Origin of the sequence: Lamprocystis purpurea DSM 4197, assembly GCF_000379525.1 — a bacterium.
GTDB classification, from domain to species: Bacteria; Pseudomonadota; Gammaproteobacteria; order Chromatiales; family Chromatiaceae; genus Thiodictyon; species Thiodictyon purpureum.
In genome coordinates, this window is the sequence record NZ_KB902534.1 from 1 (window position 1) to 23722 (window position 23722).

Annotated in this window: 23 protein-coding genes; 13 read left to right on the forward strand and 10 right to left on the reverse strand. The window is 62.6% G+C overall.

The window, feature by feature from the left end; genetic code table 11:
* Window positions 1-388 precede the first annotated feature (388 nt).
* The 9 genes from A39O_RS0125285 to nth form a co-directional block, all read right to left on the reverse strand.
* Window positions 389-1861, reverse strand: a complete 1473-nt coding sequence (locus A39O_RS0125285; protein ID WP_026199732.1) for a lipopolysaccharide biosynthesis protein — start codon at window positions 1859-1861, stop codon at window positions 389-391.
* Window positions 1862-2027: 166 nt separating this feature from the next.
* The gene (folE, locus tag A39O_RS0125290) at window positions 2028-2666 is read right to left on the reverse strand and encodes a GTP cyclohydrolase I FolE (RefSeq protein WP_020507452.1); all 639 of its coding nucleotides are present in this window, start codon (window positions 2664-2666) and stop codon (window positions 2028-2030) included.
* A gap of 103 nt (window positions 2667-2769) precedes the next feature.
* Window positions 2770-3453, reverse strand: a complete 684-nt coding sequence (locus A39O_RS0125295) for a hypothetical protein (RefSeq protein ID WP_026199733.1) — start codon at window positions 3451-3453, stop codon at window positions 2770-2772.
* Window positions 3454-3505: 52 nt separating this feature from the next.
* A complete protein-coding gene (locus A39O_RS0125300) occupies window positions 3506-3811 on the reverse strand; it encodes a TusE/DsrC/DsvC family sulfur relay protein (RefSeq protein ID WP_020507454.1) in 306 nt (101 codons plus the stop codon).
* A gap of 94 nt (window positions 3812-3905) precedes the next feature.
* Window positions 3906-6212 carry a DUF1631 domain-containing protein gene (locus A39O_RS35115; protein ID WP_083924883.1) on the reverse strand — a complete coding sequence of 769 codons (2307 nt, stop codon included), beginning with the start codon at window positions 6210-6212 and terminating at the stop codon, window positions 3906-3908.
* An 83-nt stretch (window positions 6213-6295) separates the two neighbouring features.
* Window positions 6296-6508: a hypothetical protein gene (locus A39O_RS0125310; protein WP_026199734.1), complete on the reverse strand. Its 213-nt coding sequence runs from the start codon at window positions 6506-6508 to the stop codon at window positions 6296-6298.
* 39 nt (window positions 6509-6547) lie between these two features.
* Window positions 6548-7705, reverse strand: coding sequence for a tRNA epoxyqueuosine(34) reductase QueG (gene queG / locus A39O_RS0125315; RefSeq protein WP_020507457.1), 1158 nt, complete (start codon window positions 7703-7705; stop codon window positions 6548-6550).
* Window positions 7706-7709: 4 nt separating this feature from the next.
* Entirely contained in the window at window positions 7710-8144 is a 435-nt protein-coding gene (locus tag A39O_RS0125320; protein WP_020507458.1) for a DUF1841 family protein, read from the reverse strand.
* Window positions 8145-8156: 12 nt separating this feature from the next.
* A complete protein-coding gene (nth, locus tag A39O_RS0125325) occupies window positions 8157-8837 on the reverse strand; it encodes an endonuclease III (RefSeq protein WP_020507459.1) in 681 nt (226 codons plus the stop codon).
* 183 nt (window positions 8838-9020) lie between these two features.
* Here nth and A39O_RS35120 point away from each other — a divergent pair, with 183 nt between their 5' ends.
* The 5 genes from A39O_RS35120 to A39O_RS0125350 are packed head-to-tail and all read left to right on the forward strand — an operon-like array spanning window position 9021 to window position 13445.
* Window positions 9021-9998 carry a DNA-methyltransferase gene (locus tag A39O_RS35120; RefSeq protein WP_051088883.1) on the forward strand — a complete coding sequence of 326 codons (978 nt, stop codon included), beginning with the start codon at window positions 9021-9023 and terminating at the stop codon, window positions 9996-9998.
* On the forward strand, window positions 9995-10987 hold the full coding sequence (locus A39O_RS39280; protein ID WP_040528763.1) for an HNH endonuclease: 993 nt from the start codon (window positions 9995-9997) through the stop codon (window positions 10985-10987). Before A39O_RS35120 ends, A39O_RS39280 begins: the two co-directional genes overlap by 4 nt.
* A 46-nt stretch (window positions 10988-11033) precedes the next feature.
* Window positions 11034-11729, forward strand: a complete 696-nt coding sequence (lexA, locus tag A39O_RS0125340; RefSeq protein WP_040528775.1) for a transcriptional repressor LexA — start codon at window positions 11034-11036, stop codon at window positions 11727-11729.
* A gap of 40 nt (window positions 11730-11769) precedes the next feature.
* Window positions 11770-12390, forward strand: coding sequence for a translesion DNA synthesis-associated protein ImuA (imuA, locus tag A39O_RS35130; protein WP_020507462.1), 621 nt, complete (start codon window positions 11770-11772; stop codon window positions 12388-12390).
* Between the two features lie 35 nt (window positions 12391-12425).
* On the forward strand, window positions 12426-13445 hold the full coding sequence (locus tag A39O_RS0125350) for an RNA methyltransferase (RefSeq protein WP_020507463.1): 1020 nt from the start codon (window positions 12426-12428) through the stop codon (window positions 13443-13445).
* Between the two features lie 193 nt (window positions 13446-13638).
* Here the strand turns inward: A39O_RS0125350 and A39O_RS0125355 are convergent, their stop codons facing one another.
* On the reverse strand, window positions 13639-14628 hold the full coding sequence (locus A39O_RS0125355; RefSeq protein WP_020507464.1) for a serine/threonine protein kinase: 990 nt from the start codon (window positions 14626-14628) through the stop codon (window positions 13639-13641).
* A 213-nt stretch (window positions 14629-14841) separates the two neighbouring features.
* Here A39O_RS0125355 and A39O_RS0125360 point away from each other — a divergent pair, with 213 nt between their 5' ends.
* The 8 genes from A39O_RS0125360 to A39O_RS35140 all read left to right on the forward strand — a co-directional run bounded on the left by A39O_RS0125360 (window position 14842) and on the right by A39O_RS35140 (window position 23629).
* Complete coding sequence (locus A39O_RS0125360) at window positions 14842-15882, forward strand: hypothetical protein (RefSeq protein WP_157640407.1); 1041 nt, start codon at window positions 14842-14844, stop codon at window positions 15880-15882.
* Between the two features lie 225 nt (window positions 15883-16107).
* Window positions 16108-17526 (forward strand): form I ribulose bisphosphate carboxylase large subunit, encoded by a 1419-nt coding sequence (locus A39O_RS0125370; protein ID WP_020507467.1) that lies wholly within the window; start codon window positions 16108-16110, stop codon window positions 17524-17526.
* Between the two features lie 120 nt (window positions 17527-17646).
* Window positions 17647-18003: a ribulose bisphosphate carboxylase small subunit gene (locus tag A39O_RS0125375; RefSeq protein ID WP_020507468.1), complete on the forward strand. Its 357-nt coding sequence runs from the start codon at window positions 17647-17649 to the stop codon at window positions 18001-18003.
* A 214-nt stretch (window positions 18004-18217) separates the two neighbouring features.
* On the forward strand, window positions 18218-19024 hold the full coding sequence (locus A39O_RS0125380) for a CbbQ/NirQ/NorQ/GpvN family protein (RefSeq protein WP_020507469.1): 807 nt from the start codon (window positions 18218-18220) through the stop codon (window positions 19022-19024).
* A 22-nt stretch (window positions 19025-19046) separates the two neighbouring features.
* On the forward strand, window positions 19047-21431 hold the full coding sequence (locus A39O_RS0125385; RefSeq protein WP_020507470.1) for a nitric oxide reductase activation protein NorD: 2385 nt from the start codon (window positions 19047-19049) through the stop codon (window positions 21429-21431).
* 293 nt (window positions 21432-21724) lie between these two features.
* Window positions 21725-22168 carry a type IV pilin protein gene (locus A39O_RS43270; RefSeq protein ID WP_083924885.1) on the forward strand — a complete coding sequence of 148 codons (444 nt, stop codon included), beginning with the start codon at window positions 21725-21727 and terminating at the stop codon, window positions 22166-22168.
* 152 nt (window positions 22169-22320) lie between these two features.
* Window positions 22321-23028, forward strand: a complete 708-nt coding sequence (locus A39O_RS0125395; protein WP_020507472.1) for a Crp/Fnr family transcriptional regulator — start codon at window positions 22321-22323, stop codon at window positions 23026-23028.
* 151 nt (window positions 23029-23179) lie between these two features.
* Window positions 23180-23629 carry a DUF6858 family protein gene (locus tag A39O_RS35140; RefSeq protein WP_020507473.1) on the forward strand — a complete coding sequence of 150 codons (450 nt, stop codon included), beginning with the start codon at window positions 23180-23182 and terminating at the stop codon, window positions 23627-23629.
* Window positions 23630-23722 lie beyond the last annotated feature (93 nt).

The following is a 23722-nucleotide window of genomic DNA, read 5'->3' on the forward strand; positions in this document are numbered from 1 at the left end:
CATTTGTAGTATAGAACTGGCGCGCGATCTCTTCTGTGAATTTTCGAATCTTCAACTGGGCATTGACAAACAGGGCACCCTAGACCAGTCGGATGAAGTATATTAACCAAGAAATCATAGCATTTCTGTTCGTCCATTAACTCGATGACGGAAAAAATGAGCATATCAGTCCAAAAAGATAATTATGTGCTGTGCGGTATTTCATTATCGTCTATCATTCTAAATTAATAAAGGCTCACACACTTGGCCTCATGAGCCATCATTTCTTTAAAGATTGGTGCGCACAACCGGCTCGACGGCAATGCCGGGATCCGTAGGGTCCGCTACGCGGACCAGCAGCCTCGCCGACAGCGAAGTGGCCGGGTTGATGACCAAGGCCGTCGCTTGCTCAGCGCCGACGAACCAAAGCCCGCCCATCCGCGAAGAACACCAGCACCAAAAACAGCACGAGCAGTCCGCCTCCGACCAGCGGGGCTTGCCAGCCGACTACGCCCACCAGCAGCCTACTCGCTCCGAACAGCGCCAGGCCCAGGGCCAGATAGCCGAATACCCGCTTGAGGTCATAGGGCACGGGGTAGTAGCGTCGACCCAGGACATAGGAGACCACCACCATCGCGCTGTAGCAGGCCAGATGTGCCCAAGCGGCACCGGCATAGCCCCAGGTCGGGATCAGGGTGATCAGCATGATGACGGTAATTGCGGCACCCAGGAGCGACACCCAGGCGCCCATCAGGGTGCGGTCGGTCAGTTTGTACCAGATCGACAGGTTCACATAGATGCCGAGCAGTAAGTTGGCCAGCAGCAGGACCGGAACCACCGAGAGCCCCTCGCGGTAGGCCGCCCCGACGAAGTACTGAAAGACATCGAGGAAGAGGGTGACCAGGAGAAAGATGAACACGCAAAAAATCACGAACCAATTGAGCACGATGGCGTAGACGCGTCCGGCGTCGGCCCGCTTGGCGTAGGCGAAGAAGAAGGGTTCACCGGCATAGCGAAACGCCTGAATGAACAAGGTCATTAGGATCGACAGTTTGTAGCAGGCGCTGTAGATGCCGAGCTGCGCCATGTTGGTCGCATCGTCGTAGGGCAGGAGGTACTTGAGCGCTGCCCGGTCCAGCATCTCATTCACGATCCCGGCCATGCCGATGACCACCATCGGCAGTGAGTAGCGGATCAGCCGGGCGAAGAGCGGCCGATCGAATCCACGCAGCCCGCCGTTGAACTGGGGCGCCAGCATCAGGAGCTTGATTGCGCTCGCCGCCAGGTTGGCGATGAAGACATAGCCGATCCCGATGGCCGGGTCCCAGAGCCGGCCGAGGAAGGACTGCGGGTCCGCGTCAAAGGCCGCGCGGCAGCCGAGGATGAAGAAGAGGTTGAGACCGATGTTGATGGCGATCTCGATCAGCTTCACCACGGCGAAACGGCCCGCCCGGTTCTCGGCCCGGAGCCGGGCGAAGGCCGCCGCGCCGATGGAGTCCAAGGCGAGGATGGCGGCGCACCACCAGATGTATTCCGGATGTGCGGGGTGACGCAGCAGGTCGGCGACCGGTTGCCGAAACGCGAAGGCCAGGATGAAGAAGGCGAGGTTGGCCAGCACCAGGACGCGCAGCACGGTGGCGAAGACCACCGGCGCCGGGCGTTCGCCGCCCGAGCGGAAGCGGAAATAGCCGGTCTCCAGGCCGAAGACCAGCAGGACCGCCAGAAACCCCATGTAGGCGTAGAATTCCGCCACGACACCATACTCCGCCGGCGCGAAGGTGTAGGTGAAGAGCGGGACCAGCAGATAGTTGAGAAAGCGTCCCAGCACGCTGCTCATGCCGTAAACGGCGGTCTGGGAGGCGAGTTGCTTTAGGGGATTCACAAGCGGGCGGAGTCCAGGGCGGCGAGTCGGAAGGGTGCATTCTAATGCGTCTCGCAGCGGCTGGAAGCCGCTTCTACTCAGGCTGCGCCGGGTCGCGCCGGATCAGGTCCTGATGGGATCAGGTCTTGATGGGATCAGGTCTTGATGGGATCAGGTCTTGATGGGATCAGGTCTTGATGAAGGACATGAACTCCGAGCGGGTCGCTGGGTCGGTCTCAAAGGTCCCGCGCATAGCGCTGGAGACCGTCGTGCTGCGCTGCTTTTGTACGCCGCGCATCATCATGCAGGTGTGGCTCGCTTCCATCACGACCGCCACCCCGTGCGCCCCCAGGTGCGCCATCAGCGCGTCCGCCACCTGATTGGTCAGTCGCTCCTGCACCTGGAGCCGGCGTGCGAAGCAGTCCACCACCCGCGCGACCTTCGATAGTCCGACCACGCGGCCGTTGGGCAGGTACCCGACGTGGGCATGGCCAAAGAAGGGCAGCATGTGGTGCTCGCACATGGAGTAGAACTCGATATCACGCACCACCACCATCTCCTTGACGTCTTCGGCAAAGAGCGCCTTCTTAATGATCTCCTCGGCCGAGAGGTCGTAACCGCTGGTCAGAAAATCCAGGGCCTTCGCGACCCGTAAGGGGGTGCGGCGCAGACCCTCCCGCTCCGGATTCTCTCCGATCTCGGTGAGCAGTGAGCGCACCAAGCCCTCTTTCTTCAGGTCGTAAACCTCATCCTCGGATTCCGCCTCGAAACTCGCCGCGTAATGTGCATGTGCCGAGATATTGGAAATTTGTGCTTTCTCTGACATGGTTGCTCTCCTGCTGTAACCTGGGGTCTTACGGCCGCTTGCGGCGCGATGCGCTGCGGCGCCATTATCCGAACGTGGGGATGTGCGTGAGATATACCAAAGGTCAGGCGAGCGGTCCGATCAGGGTGCCCAAGAGCAGTACCGCGCTGGCACTGAGCGTGATCAGCACGTTATCGTCGATGGGGCCGAACTCGTAGCGCTCCACGATGGTCGCGACGATGGCCGAGATCACCCCCCATTCGGGGATTGCGGGGTCCGCATTCCCACCGATGATCCAGCCCATCGGTACGCAGACGATCAGCATGAAGACGTTGCCGACCGGGTCCTTGGAGCGGCGTCGGATCAGTGCATTGCGGGCGATGCCGGTCACGCCGTCACCGAACGCCATGTACAGCGCCGGCAAGACCGCCAGCCAGGGGTCACCGAGCAGCCACCACAGCGCCGATACCGAGGCCGCCCACATGAGCGCAAACTTGACGTCGTTGGTATTCTCCGGGGTCTGGAACCAGTACAAGCGCAAACCGGTGCGGTGCGCCAGATAGGTGAACAGGGTCAGCAGAAGGCCGGCAATCAAGGGATACCAGGGGTCGGTGAAGACCAGCGGCACCATCAGTGAGCCCACGCCGCCGGCCATCATATGGACGATTTTGCGGTTATAGTAAACTGCGCGGATCGGCTCCATCCCGCGCGCGACCATGGCCCGGTAGGGGATCAAGGTGAGGAACAGGACGGCCATGGTGTACAGGCTAAGGCCGACGGCCCATGCGAATTGTGGAGAGATGCTCATGGGCGAGGCCTGATCGACGACGGGTCAGCGCGGTGTGGAGACTGTGATGGGCTCAGACGCAACCCGTGGGTTTGGGCAGGCCGCCCCACTTACAGATCAGCTTCATCGGCCCTTTCTTGAAGATATCGTAGAGATCCTTGGTGCTCACACCCTGCTTTTTCGCAAAGATGCGGATCGGTGGGACCACGCCGTCCTCGTCATACATGGCGCGGGCCTTGTTGATGAACTCCATGACCTGTCCGGTCATCTCGAAATCATCGCCGCGGGCCAATTGCACCGCGATCGCTTCGCTCCAGTCGTCCCGGTTCACCAAGAAGCCTTCGCCATCCAGCGGCACATTCAATACATCAGTCGTCATCGCAACATCTCCCGGATACCTAAGTAGAGCACAATGCTCTCACTTGGCCTGAAATGGAGCTTTGCGACGGGGAATCAACGCCGGATGGTTCAGGCTAGCTTGCCGGTGGAACCGCCGCGGCCGCTGTTGGTGTACCGACATCGCTGCCTTGCAGCATCTTGCGGATCGACACCAGCGCCCGGTCGATGAACGGGTGTTTCGGGCGCGGGATGACGCGTGCCCGACCGGCCAGGATCTCCTGCGCCAGATCGCGCAGGCTCTTGATTTCCGCTTGCATCCCGGATCTGTCCACGAACATGCAGGTGGCGGTCAAGGGGCTCATCCAAGACAACTTGATGCGCCGGACCGGTGTTCCCGGGTCGCCGCTGAACTCGAACCAGGTGCCGAAGCGCATGCGGCGCAGGCGCTCCACCATCTGGCGCTCGGGTTCAGAGAGATCCTCGTCGTCGCTGATGCTGCTCTCCAGGGTGGGAGGCGAGGTGGAGTCGCCCGACTGGCCGGGCATGCCCGGCAAGGGGATCTCCGGCCGCTCCAGGGTTTGTGACGGCCAGTTCTGGGGGGCGTCCAGCAGGGCGATCAAGGCGTCGATAGCGGCGGTATTGAAGCCGCCGACGCGCGCGGCCGTATTGACGATTGTTTCGCGCAGTTTGGGAATCGTCTCGATGCGTGCGCGGCGCATCTCAGGCGAGGTGCGTGGATCGAACAATGCGACCAACTGTTCGGCGACCGCGACGGCGTGCTTCCAGGTGGGGCCGCGCTCCTGCTCCTCGTCGCGCAGCAGGATGAACACCAGATGATCCATCCAGGTTTTGGAGAGGAACCCGGCGACCGGCTGCGGCACCGGATAGAGTCCGAACAGACCCTGGATCTCGCGGGCGGCGCGCTGCTTCGCCAAGGTCAATTTCTCGCGCCCGCGGACCGCCTCCTGGGTGCGTTGCTCCATGGTGTCGCTCCGCCGCTGTTGGTCGCGCATCTTCTCGTCGAAGAAGTGCAGGAGGTCATCGAACAGGCCGACGTCATCGGAGAATTCCTGCAGCACCCGATCAACGATCTGCTGCAAGGCGGGGAACATGCCGCGGCTCGGGTTGCCTTCCTCCACCCACTGGCTGCCGGCCTCGACCATTTGATCCAGCAAGCGACGGGCCGGGTGCCGGCTGTCGACGAGGAGCCGACGGTCGATCAACGCGACCTTGAGGTAGGGGGTGTGCAGATGGCTCAGCAGAGCCTTGGCGACGTTTGGCAGTACCGGGTCGTTGAGCATGTACTCGAACAGCATGCCGATCAGGTCGATCAGGTCCGCATCCATGGGCGAGAGCTTGTTGCGGTCGACGGAGTTCAAGACCTTCTCGCGTTCGAGGCTGAGTGCCTCCTTGACCCGGTTGATGAAGCTCGAATCGATCTCGACGTTCGGGAACGCGGCCATGTCGGTCGTCACGGTCGACCCCTGCTCAACGGCGCTGCTGGCCTGTAGGCTGCTGATCGCACTCAGCAGTTCGCGTGTCTGCGCCTGTGTTTCCGCGGGGGATGGAGCGCCCATGGACCCGCCCGGTCGGCCGCCGCGTCGGCCGCCGCGTCTGGTCGACATCAGATCGAGGATCGAGTCGAATAATTCGGCCCCCAAGGCCTGGGGCTCCACCTGATCGGCACCCGCGGTCTTCTCGGATTCGGACTCGGGTTTTCCCCCGTCGCCATGCTCCGCCGCGTCCCTGCCCGCGGCATTGCGGATGTGCACCGGTTTGAGGTTCGGGAGGATGCCGGCGGCGATCAGGATTGCGTTATATTCGACGTAGGTCGCGCGCGCTTTTTTCAGCACGAATTTATCGAACAGGGCGTAGAGGATGATCTTGACGCGTACCTCCACATCCAGCCCCTCCAGGGCGCGGCGGAAGCATTGCACCACATGGTGAGGTCCCGCGGGAATCTCGAAATCCTTGAGTTTGCGCCCGCCGATGACCGCGCCGAGGCGTTGGCTCAGCGCGTAGAGTTCCGGGAAATAATTGGCATTCGCACGTAAGACCAGGTTCTCGGCCGCGACCGACTCTTCCATCTCGTCGGGTTCGACGAGCGAAAGTTCCACCCCGAATCCCTCGCCTGATTCGGACGCTTCGGAGGATTGTGGTTTCGATTTCCCCAGCACGTCGAACCCGAGATTGATCTCCTGACGGAAGATGTGCTCAATGTCGCTGCGGCGGCGCGTCAACTGGCCCATGGCCTCGAAGAACCGGCTTTGGACCGCATTGCTCTCCGCGCGCTCCGCGAAGTCCAGCAGGGCGGCCCCCGCATTTTGGAACAGATCGGCCAACTGCGTATCGAAGAACACCAAGACGGTGTCCCGGCATTGGTCCATGACGGCGTCGTACTGCCGCCGGTTCCCTGATCGAGTGATGGTGTTATTGGACATCTTGACTGGCGTTTGGATGTTTACACCGTGGCCGTCCTGCGCCGACAGACTGCCGGCTTGGCGTATAACGAGCGCTAACGCGCTCAGTCCTCGCCGATGACACGCTCGTCACGGGGCGTTGCGAGGAGTTTTTCCGCCTCGCCCGCTTGGTTGGCAAAGATCATCCGGTACTCGACGCCGGACTCGCCTGTTTGCCGCAATGCGCGCACCTGCGCGCGCGCTTCCTGGTACTGCTCCAGCGTAACGATGTGTGTCAGCTCGAGCGGCGGTGTGATCTTGTAGACAAAATAGGGCATGGTGACTGAATCGCCGAAACGCGGAGTCATGAGTGTAGCTCAATCCTGGCCCGGAGCCATCATTGTGCTGTGTTGCGGATCCGTGCCCGGGATCCGTGTCGGGGTCGGCCCAGGGTCGCGATGGCGCATCAAGGACCAGCGGACATGGTCGCGAACCAACGCACTGGGATGGTCCGCGCGCGCCGCCAGCGCGGCGCGCACTGCGGGCGATCCGGGCGCGTTGCCGAGCGCGACGGCGAGGTTGCGCAGCCAGCGTTCGTGGCCGAGACGGCGGATCGCCGATCCCTGCGTCCGGGCCATGAAGGTGGCTTCGTCCCAACTGAAAAGCTGCACCAGGGTTGCCTGATCGAGTCCGTTGCGCGGCAGGAAATCGGGCTGCGCGGTGCGTCGTGCGAAGCGGTTCCAGGGACACACGAGTTGACAATCGTCACACCCGAAGATGCGGTTGCCGATCAGTGGGCGCAATGGCAGGGGGATGCTGCCGTGATGCTCGATCGTGAGATAGGCGATACAGCGGCGGGCGTCGAGTTCAAAGGGCGCGACGATGGCACGGGTCGGGCACACCTCCAGGCACGCCGTGCAGCGGCCGCAATGCGCGCGGGCCGGGCCGTCGTGAGGCAGGTCGAGGTCCGTATAGATCTCACCCAGGAAGAACCAGGACCCGGCGCGCCGGTTGATCAGAGTGGTGTGTTTGCCGATCCAGCCGAGACCGGCGCGTTCAGCCAGGGGCTTTTCCATGACCGGGGCCGAATCCGTGAAGACCCGGTAGCCGAACGGGCCGATTTCCGCGCTGATGCGCTCGGCCAGCCGCTGCAAGCGCCGGCGCAGCAGCTTGTGGTAGTCACGTCCCAGGGCATAACGGGCGATGAAGGCGCGTGCCGGATCCGTCAGGGCCCGCTCGATGTCCGGGCAGGGCTCCGGCAGGTAGTCCATGCGCGCCGCGATCACGCTGCGGGTTCCAGGGACCAGTTCCGCCGGGCGCGAGCGCCGCGTGCCATGGCGAGCCATATAGTCCATGGTGCCGTGGCGGTCGGCCGCGAGCCAGTCGTGCAGACGCTCCTCGGCGAGGCTCAGGTGCGTGTCGGCAATACCGATCTGCTGGAACCCGAGTTCCAGACCCCACGCCTTGATCGCCGGAGCCAGCGCGGCCCCGGCGTACTCCCGGTGGGGAGTGTCCGTCCCGGCGGCCTCGGTCATGTGCTCACCGACCTGCGGCCGCGTGCTGGATGCAAGTAAAATAATCCTCGTCGTCGAACGGCTTGCGGTCCTGCTGGACGCGCCAGAGTCCAGCGGCCAGACAGTCCATCATACGGTGCTCGGCGGTATGTGGATCCCCGGTGACGGCGATCAGCGTCTGATGCAGGTGGCGGATGCCGACTGGCCGGTCGATGCTCAATTGCTCCAGGATAACGATGTGCAGGCCCATGTGCAGGAACGGATTCTCATCCCCCGACGTGGGCACGAAGTGCCGTTGGAGAACGCGCTCCGGGTCGGTGAGCGCGTTCTGGTACTGCGGGTGCATGCGGACGATCTGGACGATCTGCGCCTCCACCGGATCGAGGGGCTGACCCGATCGGGCCTTGGCCCAGGCATCGACGAAAGCGCGACGATGGGTCTGGCGGTCTGATGAAAACACGATGGGCCTCGTTTATGCAGATTCACTTGCGTTCATGTGCGAACCGTTTTCTCCTTGCGGCGCCGGGGTCTTGTCCGGAAACTCGCACAGGTCGGCGATGGGGCAGGTGGGACACTTGGGGGTGCGTGCCACGCAGCAGTAACGACCGTGCAGAATCAGCCAGTGGTGGGCGTTCTGGAGGAACTCGCGGGGGGTGTGGCGCAGGAGCTTGTGCTCCACCGCCAGCGGCGTGGCCCCCGGGGCGATCCGGGTGCGGTTACCGACGCGAAAGATGTGGGTATCGACCGCCATCGTCGGCTCACCGAAGGCGGTATTGAGCACCACGTTGGCGGTCTTGCGGCCCACGCCGGGTAGTGCTTCCAGCAACTCGCGGGTGCGGGGCACAGCGCCGCCGTGGGCAGCCAACAAGTGCTCGCAGGTCTTGATGATATTGCGTGCCTTGCTGTTGAAGAGGCCGATGGTGCGGATATGGGATTTCAGTCCCTCCTCGCCCAGGTTGAGGATCGCCTGGGGTGTGTTGGCCACTGGGAAGAGCCGGGCGGTGGCCTGGTTGACCGCCTTGTCGGTCGCTTGGGCGGAGAGGATGACGGCGATCAGCAGTTCAAAGGGGCTTTGATACACCAGTTCGGTGGTTGGTGCCGGGTTGGCGGCGCGCAGGCGCTCGAAGATCCGGCGGCGTTTGGTATCGTTCATCGTGTCGGGAAGATAAGGCGTCCGTCACCGCGTGCCAAGTCCCAAGCACGATCCCCGCGTGGCTTCGCGCTTGCAAAATGCCTGGATCTGGATAAAAATACAGCTATCGCAGACCGTCTCACGATTTGACAGCAATCGCCTGACATCAAGCCGGTCCCGCCCTGGGAATCTCGGAGCAACTCCATGTATCTCAAACGGACTTCACCATATCATCCCTACTACACCAGTGCTTTGGGAGAAGCCTTTCTGTGCGATACCCTGGAGTTTTTGCCTTTTCTGTGTGATGCGTCCGTAGACCTGATCCTCACCTCGCCGCCCTTTGCGCTCAAACGCAAGAAAGAGTACGGCAATGAGGAAGAAGACAAATACTGCGACTGGTTCATGTCCTTCGCCCCGCATCTGTACCGGATTCTCAAGGATGATGGTTCCTTTGTTCTCGATCTGGGCGGGGCCTACAAACCGGGGTTCCCCGTACGCTCCATTTACCAGTTCGAGTTGCTGGTGCGGCTGGTCAAGGAGACTGGATTTTATCTGGCACAGGAGTTTTACCACTACAATCCGGCGCGTCTGCCGGCACCGGCCGAGTGGGTCAATGTACGTCGTGTGCGGGTCAAGGATTCGGTGAATGTTGTCTGGTGGTTGTCCAAGACACCGAATCCCAAAGCCGATAACCGGCAAGTGTTGCGGCCTTACAGCGACAGTATGCAAAGTCTGTTGAAAAACGGCTACAAGGCGAAGCTGCGGCCGAGCGGACACGACATCTCGGAGAAGTTTTCGCGTGACAATGGCGGCGCGATCCCCCCGAACCTACTTGAATTGGCCAATACCGACAGTAACGGCCGCTACCAGCAGCTGTGCCGTGAATATGGCGTTAAGGTCCATCCGGCGCGCTTTCCGCCGCAGTTCGCCGAATTCTTTATCAAATTTTTAACCGATGAGGGCGCCTTGGTATACGACATCTTCGCCGGCTCCAATACCACCGGATTCGTTGCCGAGAAATTGGCGCGCCGGTGGCTGGCGACCGAACTCTCCGAAGAATACCTGCGGGGCAGTAAATTTCGCTTTATGGACAAGGATCTGCCGGTGAAAGTCAGCAAGCGGGTGACACGCGCAGTGGAGAAGGAAAACCTTCAGATGTCGCTTTTTCCAAACAAGAAATGAGCGGACCACTGCGCAAGCAAGATCTGTTGAAGCGAGTCCTTTTAGGGGTCGATGCCAGTGGTTGGCAGGCGCTTGTCGTTCATCGATCACACCCGTTCGGTTTGCGCATATTCAGGTGCGAAGACGCCCATTTTATCAGTTTTCGCATCTATATCTGGAACTGTACACCAGGCGGCAGGAACCGTCCCGTTGACGAATTTCGGGTGCAGCTTACGGGTACGGTCCCGCAAGCTGAAAGGGGAGAGATAACCTTATTACTTGGTTGGCATGAGGGTTACGGTGTCTTCGTCGGGTTCGACATGCGTCGACATGCCGGCCAAGCATCGGCTTCTCCCTCCATTCAAGTCAAGGAGGCATCATTGCTCAATGCGCACAACCGGGCATTCTCCGCATATGATCGAGCAAATGGTGAAATCGCGATCTGTTTCCGTCCGGAATTCCTGGTCGAATATTGTATGAATCTGGCAACGCTTCACGGTTTTACGGCTGATGACGAAGCTTTAGGGATGTTGAATACGATCGATACGTTGAATGAGCGTGACGTTGAGACCAGGATCGCCAGTTTCGAACGGCGCGAGGTCATCGCCACTATTAGAAAAAAATATCGTGAGTATGATTTCCGCCGTCGTGTTGTAACCGCTTACGCAGCAACCTGTGCTTTTTGCGGTGTACAGCTAAGGTTAGTTGAAGCCGCCCATATCATTCCGGTAGCGGCAGATTCAAGTACGGACGAAACGCGCAACGGTGTCGCTTTGTGCGCGCTGCACCACCGCGCTTACGATCAGAATCTGATCAGCTTCGATGAAGCGTATCGCATTGAAGTCAGTGCTACGGCGATCATGCGGCTAAGCGAAAGCGGTTTGGCGGGTGGCTTGGCAGCATTTCGCGAAGGCATCAAAAGTGCGATCGTTCTGCCGGCGGATAAGCGCGATTATCCAGCCCGACAGTATGTTGCAAAAAGTCGCGAGATCCGGCAATGGCAAACATGAGTTGTTCCTATCGGGTCGACCGCGCCATCGGAGGCCAAGCACAGTGATCGACCAACTCACCGATCGCCAGCGCCAGATACTGGATCTGATCCAGCGTCATATCCGCGTGACCGGCGTGCCGCCGACCCGGGCCGAAATCGCCCGCATCCTGGGGTTCCGCTCCGTCAATGCCGCGGAGGACCACCTGCGCGCCCTGGCCCGGCATGGTGTCATCGAACTCACGCGCGGGCGCTCGCGGGGCATTCGACTGATTGCGGATGGGGCGATCGGGGGGGACGCGAATGCGGATACGCGGCCCGGTGCGGCGGGTGGGTTCGGTGCGGGAGCGGACCTGCCGGTGATCGGGAGGGTGGCCGCCGGCAGTCCGATTCTGGCCGCGGAGCATGTTGAGGACCGTCATCGGATCAGCCCCGATCTGTTCCGTCCGCGGGCGGACTACTTGCTGCGGGTGCGCGGCAGCAGTATGCGCGACGTGGGTATCCTCGACGGCGACTTGCTCGCCGTGCATGCCTCTGCGGAGGCGCAGAATGGTCAGATCGTCGTCGCGCGGCTTGCTGATGAGGTGACGGTCAAGCGACTGCGCCGCCATGCCCGCTGGGAACATCGCGTGCAACTCCTGGCGGAGAATCCGGAGTTTCCGCCCATCGTGGTGGACCTGCGGGAGCAGGAACTGGTCATTGAGGGCATTGCCGTGGGCGTGCTGCGCCTGGGGTTGGCCGCGCCGCTGCAGGTCGACGACTGAGCGCTTGTTTCAGGTTTTTTTCACACAGCATCTTGCCGCCATGTCCATCCAACAAATCCTCGATCGGCACCCCGACCTGTGGCGCGGCCGGGTGGCGCCGGAGCAGGTCCCGGCGGGAGTGCCGACCGGGTGTGCGGCACTGGATCGGGAACTGGTCTGGGGTGGTTGGCCGCCCGGTAGTTTGAGCGAGCTGCTCAGTGCACGGATGGGCGACGGACTCGGGCTGGTCCTGCCGACCCTGGCGCGGCTCAGTACCGAACCGCGCTGGCTGCTGCTGGTTGACCCGCCCTGGCTACCCTTCGCACCGGCCCTGGCCGCCCATGGTCTGGTGCTCGAACAGGTGGTGGTCATCAACGCCGGTACGCGGTCCGCCTGGGCCGCCGAGCAGGGATTAGGCTCCGGCGCCTGTGCGGCGGTGCTGCTGTGGGGTGGCGGGCCTTGGAATCCTACGCGGCTGCGCCGGCTCCAGTTGGCTGCTGAGACCGGCGGCGCACTGGCTTTTTTGTTTCGTGATCCGGCGGCCTGCCGTAGTCCCTCGCCTGCGCCACTGCGCCTGCAAGTAGAGCGGATCGCTGACGGCCGGCGGGTGACGGTGCTCAAGCAGCGCGGCGGTCGCGGTGGGGTCGTCTTGACCCTGAGTAACGAGTCAAGCATAAGTTAAACAACGACAACGACCGAGACGCCAAAGGAGATCCCTTGCGTATCGACTCCATTCGTCAGCGCCTGCAGGCCCAGGGCGCGAAGCACTGTCACGAACAGCGGGTGTTGCAGGCTTGGGCGCGCGGCCTGTCCGTGGATACCCGTCACCGTCGCGCCGAAGATTTCCTGCCGCTGCGGGTGCGCGCGGTGCTGCCGGCCTTGTTGGGCGAATTGCAGGGTCTGGCCCGGCTGCGGTCCGAACATCCTGATGCCGACGGTTCCGCCCGGCTCCTGGTCGCGCTGGCCGATGATCAGTTGATCGAGAGCGTCCTGTTGCCGCGCAATGGCCTGTGCGTGTCCACTCAGGTCGGTTGCGCGGTCGGTTGCCGCTTTTGCATGACCGGGCGCTCCGGCCTGCTGCGCCAACTCGGCAGCGCCGAGATCGTCGCCCAGGTGGCACTCGCCCGCACGCGCCGCCCGGTCGAGCGGGTCTTGTTCATGGGAATGGGTGAACCGGCGCATAACCTCGACAACGTGCTCGAGGCCATCGAACTGCTCGGCACCGTCGGGGCGATCGGGCACAAGCATCTGGTCTTTTCCACGGTCGGCGACCGGCGCGTCTTCGCGCGTCTGCCGCAAAGCCCGGTGAAGCCGGCGCTGGCCCTGTCACTACACAGCACGCGCGCGGAGCTGCGTGCCCGGCTGTTGCCCAAAGCACCGTTGATCGATCCGGAAGCCCTGGTCGATCTGGCCGAGTGCTATGCCCGCGCGACCGGCTGTCCGACCCAATATCAGTGGACCTTACTTGCCGGCGTCAACGACGGCGACGAAGAACTGAACGGCATCATCAGGCTCCTCACCGGGAAATACGCGATGATGAACTTCATCCCGTATAACTCGAACGAGGGACTCGGGTTCAGCCGGCCCTCATGGGAGCACGCGTCGGCGATGGCCGCCCGGTTACAGCAAGCGGGGATCGTCACCCGCCTGCGCAACTCGGTTGGACAGTCGATCGACGGTGGTTGCGGGCAGTTGCGGGCGCGGGTCCAGGACCACTTAGTCACGAGTCAGAAATAAGTACTTCAAGTGAAATATTTGTAGGCGAAAATAATTTTAACATCTTCGTACCTGATATCCGGACAGACCCTTGGTGTAGGGGCGGGTTTGAAACCCGCCCCTACGTCCGGTTATCACGTCAGATGCCTATATCATCGCCTCGATTACGACAACGACAACGACAACGATCGAGAAGTCAAAGGCGTTCCGCATATCACGCCGACCACAGCGGGCCTTCCTCCATCGCCGCGATCTGCTCGCGCAGGGCCAGGATGTGATCCTGCCAGTAGTGCTGGGTGTTGAACCAGGGAAAGGCGGCGGGGAAGGCGGGGTCTTCCCAGCGGGTGGCGAGCCAGGCGGCATAGTGGATTTGGCGCAGGGTGCGCAGGGCCTCGATCAGGTGCAGTTCGCGATGGTCGAACTCCTGAAAGTCCTCGTAGCCGGCCAGCACGTCCGCCAACTGGCGGCTCATGTCGGCGCGGTCTCCGGAGAGCAGCATCCACAGGTCCTGCACCGCGGGTCCCATGCGGGCATCGTCGAAATCGACGAAGTGCGGACCGGCGTCGGTCCACAGCAGATTCCCGCGGTGACAGTCGCCGTGCAGCCGGATCATGGCGAAGTCGCCCGCCCGCGCGAAGCAGGCGTGCACGCCGACCAGTGCCATCTCGACGACGGATTCATAGGCCGGAAGCAGGTCGCGCGGGATCCAGCCGCCGGCGAGCAGCAGATCGCGGGGGCCGGTGCCGAAGGAGGCGATGTCGAGGCACGGGCGATGCGCGAAGGGACTGACCGCGCCGATGGCATGGATGCGGCCGATCAGGCGGCCGATCCACTCCAGCACCCGCGCGTCGTCCAATTCCGGTGAGCGGCCGCCGTAGCGCGGGCTCAAACTGAAGCGGTAGCCGCGATGCGCGTGCAGGGTCCGGCCCAGCGTCGCGAAGGGCGGGACTGCCGGGATTTCCGCGTCGGCCAAATCCAGGGTGAAGGCGTGCTCCTCCAAGATGGCGGCGTCGCTCCAGCGGCCCGGTCGGTAGAACTTGGCGATCACCGGCTCGGCCTCGTCGATGCCGACCTGATAGACCCGGTTCTCATAGCTGTTGAGCGCCAGCAGGTGGCCGTCCGTGGGCAGACCGATGGACTCCACGGCATCCAGGATCAGATCCGGACTGAGATCGGCGTAAGGTGTGGGATTCAAGTCGTTCATGAGTGCCATTCTAGCCGGGATCGCTGCCTTGGTGCCTGGCGATGCGCTGCGCGGCCCGACGGATGGTCTCCGCACCCGGGATTTGCCCCTTGCGACAGGTCCGGGCATGATGCGCGCGGCAGGTGCCTCCCGGGGCGTCTCAGTCAACTCCCCGACCATGATCGTCCCGCCATGTGGGCTACCAATCCGATGTGCCGACCGCATTGGCTTATCTTGAAAAATGCCGTTCGCCGCCAGTCGCGTGGGCGCAGCAGGTCCCGTTTCAGGGGCATCGGCGCCGTCGCTCGTGCCGCGGCGATCGGTGTCCTGCTGCTTGCCGGCCTCGCGGCGGCGGACGGCGAGGGCGCCGCGAGCGGATCACGCGGCGGCGAGCCCGGCGGACCGCCGCCGGTGCGGTTCTTTGCCGTCGGCGATCTGCCCTATGGCCAATCGGAGGTCGCCCCCTTGCAGGCACTCCTGAACGCTGCCGCGGCCCAGCATCCACCCTTCATCGCCCATGTCGGTGACATCAAAGCCGGCAGCACCCCTTGTACCGACGCCAACCTGCACGAGATCGCCGGGATCTTCCGTGCGCTGCCGGTTCCGGTCGCCTACACGCCCGGAGATAACGAGTGGACCGATTGTCACCGTCCCGCCGCTGGGGGGCTGGATCCGCGTGTGCGGTTGGCGCGGGTGCGTGAGGTGTTCTTCGGTGATCCAACGGTCCTGCGGCTGGCCGCCTTGGGCGCGGTCCCGGCAGCGAAGGCGTTTCCGGAAATCTACGCCTTTCAGATCGACGCGGTCGCCTTTATCTCGTTACATATCGTTGGCAGTAATAATGGATTTAGCGACAATGATCCCGCCGCCGCGGCCGAGTTCGCGGCGCGTGAGGCTGCGAACACGGCTTTCCTGAACCGGGCTCTGGAGTCCGCCAAGGCCGGGAATGTTCGGGCGTTGGTGCTGATGATTCAGGCGAATCCGCTGTTCGATCGGGGGCAGGGGCCGCCGGGCTTTCGGGGTTTCAAACAGCAACTCGTCGCCGCGATGGCGCGTTTCGCCGGTCCGGTGCTGGTGCTGCATGGCGACACCCATCGGTTTCGGCACGACCGGCCGCTGATCGACCCGGTGCGCGGTACGCCCTTCGCACGCCTGGTGCGGATCGAGGTGCCCGGATCGCCCGTGGTTGGCGGTGTTTGGATTACGGTTGATCCGTCGGCGCCGGAGCCCTTCCGTGCCGATCCGGTGTATGCGGTGTCGTTGGACTCCCTGAATTGATCGAGCCGGTGACCGAGCGGGCCCGGGTAACATCCTGGCCATCTATAAGCTTTTTTGTATAGTGGATATCAAAAATATTGAGTTTTCTTTATTTATCCGATCGCTAAAATACTCCTCAGACAAGATTGCTTGGTTATTCGCGGCAACCCTTGTCGGTTTGAAGACGGTGGTCGACCCGTGGGGCGGCTGCTTCCACTTTAAGATGACATTCCACGAGGACTGAACATGGCGAAGAGTTACAGCGCGGGTGTGAAAGAGTACCGCGAGACTTACTGGATGCCGGACTACACCCCCAAGGACACCGATATCCTGGCGTGCTTCAAGATCACCCCGCAGCCGGGCGTGCCCCGTGAGGAGGCCGCCGCCGCGGTGGCCGCCGAGTCGTCGACCGGCACCTGGACCACTGTCTGGACCGACCTGCTGACCGACCTGGACTACTACAAGGGTCGCGCTTACGCCATCGAAGACGTGCCGGGCGACGACTCCTGCTACTACGCCTTCATCGCCTACCCGATCGACCTGTTCGAGGAAGGTTCGGTCGTCAACGTGTTCACTTCGCTGGTCGGTAACGTCTTCGGTTTCAAGGCCGTGCGTGCCCTGCGCCTGGAAGACGTGCGCTTCCCCATCGCCTATGTCATGACCTGCGGCGGTCCGCCCCACGGCATTCAGGTCGAGCGCGACATGCTCAACAAGTACGGCCGCCCGCTGCTGGGTTGCACCATCAAGCCCAAGCTCGGTCTGTCCGCCAAGAACTATGGTCGGGCGGTCTACGAGTGCCTGCGCGGCGGCCTGGACCTGACCAAGGACGACGAGAACGTCAACTCACAGCCCTTCATGCGCTGGCGTCAACGTTTCGATTTCGTGATGGACGCCATCGACAAGGCCGAGCGCGAGACCGGCGAGCGCAAGGGGCACTATCTGAACGTCACCGCGCCGACCCCGGAAGAGATGTACAAGCGCGCCGAGTACGCCAAGGAGATCGGCGCGCCCATCATCATGCACGACTACATCACCGGCGGCTTCTGCGCCAACACGGGTCTGGCCAACTGGTGTCGTGATAACGGCATCCTGCTGCACATCCACCGCGCCATGCACGCCGTGCTCGACCGTAACCCGCACCATGGCATTCATTTCCGGGTGCTGGCGAAGATCCTGCGTCTGTCCGGGGGCGATCACCTGCACTCCGGCACCGTGGTGGGTAAGCTGGAAGGTGATCGCGAGGCCACCCTCGGCTGGATCGACATCATGCGCGACAAGTTCATCAAGGAAGACCGCAGCCGCGGCATCTTCTTCGATCAGGACTGGGGCTCCATGCCCGGCGTCTTCCCGGTGGCCTCCGGCGGCATCCACGTCTGGCACATGCCCGCGCTGGTGACCATCTTCGGCGACGACGCCTGCCTTCAGTTCGGCGGCGGCACCCTGGGCCACCCCTGGGGCAACGCGGCCGGCGCCGCGGCCAACCGGGTCGCTCTGGAAGCCTGTGTTCAGGCCCGCAACGAGGGCATCGCCATCGAGAAGGAGGGCAAGGACGTGCTGACCAAGGCGGCGAAGCATAGTCCTGAACTCAAGGTCGCCATGGAGACCTGGAAAGAAATCAAGTTCGAGTTCGACACGGTCGACAAACTCGACGTTGCGCATAAATAGGCTGTCGCCAACCAGTGGTCAGCCGCCGGCAAGCAGTGCCGGCCGGCGGCTGCTGGATGCCGAGGTCGCACCGTGAATTCCGACTGAACTCCGAACAACCCGAATCTGAGGATACATCTGATGAGCGACATGCAGGACTACCGTTCCAGTCTCGAAGACGTCAACAGCCGTAAGTTCGAAACCTTCTCTTATCTGCCGCCCATGGAGCCGGAAGGTATCCGCAAGCAGGTAGAATACCTGGTCCGCAAGGGTTGGAACCCGGCGATCGAGCATACCGAGCCGGAAAACGCCTTCGACCACTACTGGTATATGTGGAAGCTGCCGATGTTCGGTGAGACCGACGCCGACCGAATTCTCGAGGAAGCCGCGGCCTGTCATAAGGCCCACCCCAATAATCATGTGCGGCTGGTCGGCTATGATAACTATGCCCAGTCCCAGGGGGCGGCCATGGTGATTTATCGGGGCAAGCCGGTCTAGTCGTTTCTCGCTCGCGCGAAAAACGCTGTTTGAAGGCGGAAACGAGGGCTCCTGTTTCGCCCGGCGGGGCAGGTGCTCGCTAACGTTTCCAAGTTCCGCATGGGAAGACAGTCGTGGCCGCTCCAGCGGCCGGAGCCTGGACGCGACGCTGGAGCGTCGCCACGTGCTCCCACGCTGGAGCGTGGGAGCCAGAATTAGAACCAGGGCAATAGTGATGAGTGAAGTCGACCGCGAACAATATCTGATCAAGACCGAGCCCTATTACCGCCCGGTGACCAACGAGGTGGCGCTGTACGAGGCCGCCTATGCGGCGCGGATGCCGGTCATGCTCAAGGGTCCGACCGGATGCGGTAAATCCCGTTTCGTGGAGTATATGGCCTGGCGGCTGAAGAAGCCGCTGATCACGGTTGCCTGTAACGAGGACATGACCGCCTCCGACCTGGTCGGGCGCTTCCTGCTCGACATCAATGGGACTAAATGGCAGGACGGTCCGCTGACGGTCGCGGCGCGGATCGGTGCCATCTGTTACCTGGATGAAGTGGTCGAAGCCCGTCAGGACACCACGGTCGTCATCCATCCGCTCACCGATCACCGCCGCAATCTGCCGCTGGAGAAGAAGGGTGAGCTGGTCAATGCGCACCCGGATTTTCAGATCGTGATTTCCTACAACCCTGGCTACCAGAGCCTGATGAAGGATCTGAAGCAATCCACGAAGCAGCGTTTCGGCGCCCTGGACTTCGACTATCCCAGTGCGGAGATCGAAGCCGAGATCGTGACCCACGAGGGCCTGGTGGACAGCGCGGTGGCGGAGAAGCTGGTGCAGATCGCGCAACGCAGCCGCAACCTCAAAGGGCACGGACTGGATGAGGGGATGTCGACCCGCCTCCTGGTCTATGCCGCCCAGCTCATCGGCAAGGGCGTCGATCCCCAGTCCGCCTGCCGCATGGCCCTGGTGCGTCCGCTCACCGACGATCCGGATATGCGCGATACGCTGGACGCGGCGGTCAGTACCTTCTTCTAGGAGACCGCTGGAGGCTCCCGGCATGACCATCGACTTCTCCGACTATGTCTCCTGTCTGAAAACCGACCCGGAGCACCCGCACAAGCAGGCGCTGGAGGCGAGCTATCATGAGGCCGCGCGGGTCATGTCGACTCAGGGACTCGAACATTACCTGACCGGCATGAAGGCCCTGTGCAGTCTGAACAAGGGGGAGGATCTGATCCTGACCTATGTTCAACACCTGCCGGCGGTGGTCAAAGAGGTCGGCGAGGACATCACCCCGGATCTGGTGGGGGCCTTGATGAAGCTGGCCTCCCACACCTCGGGTACCGTCATCACGCTGGTCATGGCAAACATGCCGTTGGCCGCGAGCCGGTTGGGTGACGCGGAAGTCGTGCGGGGTTATCTCAACCTGCTGCATCAGTTGGCCGGCAAGGCGCCGCGGGGATTGCGGCCGATGATGGAGAACATGGACGAGTTGCTCGGCAAGCTCACACTCGGCGGTCTGCGCCGCTGGGCCATGTGGGGTGCCCAGGCCCATGCCCGCGATCTGGATGGCCAACTGGCCTATTTCGGACTGCAAACCGAGTCCTCGCGGGCGGTGCTCCAGAAGGAGCGGCGCGGCACCCTGTTCGTGGACAATCAGCGCAAGCTGAATTTTTATCTGCGGGCGCTGTGGGCGCGCGCTTTTTTTATGCGCCCGACCTCCGGAGATTATGAGTCGCGGCTGGGCTTGCGGCCCTTCATCGAGGATTTCCAGATCCACCTGCCGGACGCATTCGATAGTTTTCGCGGCATTTCCGGAGTCACGGTCTACCGTGCCGCCGCGGCCCATTGTGCCGCGCACCTGGTCTATACGACGGCCCCGCTCAGCGCGGAGCAATTGACCCCGGCCCAGATGCGGTTCATCGACTTGTTCGAGGACGCGCGGGTGGAGTCCCTCGCCATTCGCGCTTTCCCTGGGCTGCGTAAGCTCTGGCTCGGCATCATGACCGCGCCGCTGACGGCCAAGGATGAAGCGGTCGAGCTGCATCCGATGGTGGATCTCATGATGCGCATGGCGCAGGCACTGCTCGATCCGGACTATCAGGACGCAGTGGCCATGATCAATGAAACGGCCGCCGCGTTTCATGACGCCTGCGCGCTGCGCGGCGACGATAACCGGATCAGTTGGGATGCCGGCATCGACTTCTATAACCGGGCGGTCGCCCAGTGTCATTTGCCTAACCTGCGCGTTTTGGAAAACGTGCCGATTCCTTATCGGGACGATAATCGCTACTGCTGGGCCTTCGATGAAAACCGGTTCCTGTCCCACGGCATCGACTATCTGCCGGCCAGCCGGCAGCAGGTGCGCCGCCAGGTTTCCGCCATGGAACTGGCCAATGAGGTGGATGTGGAAACCGCGGGAGATGATGCGCAAGAGGTCTGGGTCTGCTCCACGGAGTTTTTTCCCTATGAAGATCATGGGGTTTCGTTCAATGCGCTGGAAGGCAAGGAGCCGGTTTCCGAGCCCTTTTATTACCACGAGTGGGATTACCATGCCCAACTCTACCGCCCGGATTGGGTGACGGTCATCGAGCGCCGTCAAGGGCGCGCCGATCCGCAGGTGATGGACGACATCCTCACCAAGCACAAGCCGGTGGCCAGCCGCATCCGTCACCTCATCGATGCGCTGCAGCCGCAAGGGATCGTGCGGCGGCGCGGCTATGAGGAAGGGGAGGAACTGGACCTGAGCGCGGCCGTGCGGGCGATGATCGACATCCGCCGCGGGGTCATGCCCGATCCGCGCATCAACATCCGGATCAGCCGTCATGTCCGTGACCTCGCCCTGGTCGTCCTGATGGATCTGTCGGAGTCCACGAACGAGAAAATCAGCGGTCTCGATAAATCCGACCCGGCGTATGCGCAAGCCCCGAGTATTCTGAGTTTGACGCGCGAGGCGACGGGGCTGCTGGCCTGGGCCATCGACTCCATCGGCGACACCTTCGCCGTCCATGGGTTCGCCTCCGACGGTCGTCACGACGTACAGTATTTTCGGTTCAAAGACTTCGACCAGCCCTACGACGACGGACCCAAGTCGCGGATGGCCGGTATGAAGGGTGGGCTGTCGACCCGCATGGGCGCGGCCCTGCGCCATGCCGGCTGGCATCTGACCCGGCAGTCGGCGAGCAAGCGGCTGGTGCTGGTCATCACTGACGGGGAACCGGCCGACATCGATGAGCGCGATCCCCAGACCCTGCGCCATGACGCCAAGAAGGCGGTCGAGGATCTGCGTATGCAGGGCGTGCACACCTACTGTCTGACGCTGGACCCGCAGGCCGATCGTTACGTTGCGCGCATCTTCGGCGAGAACAATTACTCGATCGTCGATCAGGTGGAGCGCCTCCCAGAGCGGCTGCCGGCTGTTTTCGCGGCGCTGACCGGCTAAGCGGCTGAGTGGCTATAGGGTTGCCTCGACCCGCTGGGAACGGCAGATGCGTGTCCCCCGTGGGAGCGGCGTCCCGCCGCGATGCGGTGCCGCGGTGACCTCGAACGCTGCGGCGACGCGTCCGGCCCCGTCGCGGCGGGACGCCGCTCCCACCGGGCCGCTACGCGCCTCTTATGGTAAGCCTCGACCCCCGACATGCGCGGGCCGCGTGAAAAGGTTGTTCGCGGTTCGGACACAGCCCGCTGATCATGCTAACCTATCGCTGAGGCGCGTCGGGTACAGAGGATCTTTGCATGCTGTCGTTACCTTCCGTCCATTTTTGCAGGCCACGGCCGTTCGGTCGGGCTCGGTTCCGGCCAGGATTCACCCTGATCGAACTGATGATCGTCGTCGGCATCGTGGCCATCCTGGCCGCCATTGCCTATCCGTCCTATCAGTCCCAAATCCGCAAGACCCGGCGTGGCGATGCTCAGGCGGTGCTGATGCAGGCGGCTCAGTTCATGGAGCGGATCTACACCGAGAACGGCTGCTACGACGAAAACCCCTGCGACAGCGGCACGGCCACGGTCTTGCCATTTACCAAGTCGCCCATCGACGGGGCCGAGGCATATTACGTCATCGCCCTGAAGAATGATGTCACTGCCGACACCTTCACGATCACGGCCACGCCGCAGGGTTCAGAGGTAGGTGCCGGAGATCTCAGCATCGACAATACCGGGACGCGCACCGGTTGGTGATGGCCGCAGGATTTGCCGTAAGCACCTTTGCATCGCGCGCGGCGCTGTCGCCCGCCGGTTCAGGGTCGCTGAGGCAGGCCGGGCGGTTGATCCAGACGGGCGCCATACCGCAGCCCTGACAGGCGAATGAACAGAGGAGTTGCACGAGGCCAATGGTCAAGAGTGTCACATTGCGCGAGGCTTGGTCCGGCGAGGCCGATTGCCGCAACTGCTCGCTGCGAACCTCGGTGCTGTTCGCCGGCCTGCAGGAGCAGGCATTCGAGCGAATCCACGAGCCTATCGACCAGTTTACGCTCAAACCCGGTAACATCCTGTACCACGCCGGGGATCGGGCCGAATTTCTGTTCACCGTGCGCACCGGCTCGCTGAAACTGGTCCAGTACCTGCCCGACGGCAGCCAGCGCATCGTGCGCATCGTCCGCACGACCGACGTTCTGGGGCTCGAGGCGCTGCTCGATGAGCGTTATCAGCACGAGGCCGTGGCCCTGCACGCGACCGAGGTGTGCCGCTTCCCGGCCCGGCTGGTGCGTGATCTCGGGCAGGACAGCCCGGCGCTGCACCGGGAGCTGATGGCGCGTTGGCAGCGCGCCCTGACCGAGGCCGATGCCTGGCTGACCGAGCTGTCCACCGGATCGGCCCGGCAGCGGGTTGCGCGCCTGTTGCTGCGCCTGGTGCGCGACCGCGAGTCCAGTGAGTGCTATCTGTTCGGCCGCGAGGACATGGGCGCCATGCTCGGCGTCACCACCGAGACGGCGAGCCGGACCATCGCGGAGTTCAAGCGTCAGAGCTTGCTGGTGGAAACCGCACCCAACCTGTTCCTGCTGGATGTACCGAATCTCACCCGTATCGCCGAAGACTGAGGCGGCCCGCCCCGACCAGGGCATTGACCTTTGTTAATGTGATCATCGCTGCCGCTGCTTAACCTGAGTCATTGAGTGACCTCCCATCGCGGCGACCGTTAGTGTCGCGCACGGCGGGGGTTCCGGTGACTGATCATCAGGAGTTACAGTCTTGCAACAGACCGTGCGGCAAGAGACGTTTCCGGTTTTTGTCTTGAAGTTCGGTCGCGAGGAGACGACCCTGCAATCGGTCGATGCCATTTGCGCCTATTTTCGGGCACGGATCGAAGCGCACCCTTGCGCGGTTTTCATCGCCGAGTTCGATCACTTCGCGCACACCAGCGCCTTAGGCGAGGGACGCATCGGCGAGGGCATCCGCGCCGCCAAGAATGTTGTCTACTGTTTCGGCATCGCCCTGCCGGAACCTGAGGTGTTGGCGGTGCGTCCCCGTTCCATCGGCGTCGCCGAAACAGAGGATGGCTTCCTGGTGACCTTCATGGAGGCTCCCATGCCGGTCGCCAATGGCGTCGTCGAGGACTGGGCCAGGGGGCTGTGTGATCTTGAACCCCGCTCGCCTTTGCCCGAGATCCCGGCAGACTCTTGGTATCGGGGCGGGTGTTGACCCCGACCCTAAGACTGGTTATCAGGTTCGACCGCGATAGCCGTTGTCGTATTCGTAATCGTAATCGGAGAAGCGATGCAACTTAGGGTGCGA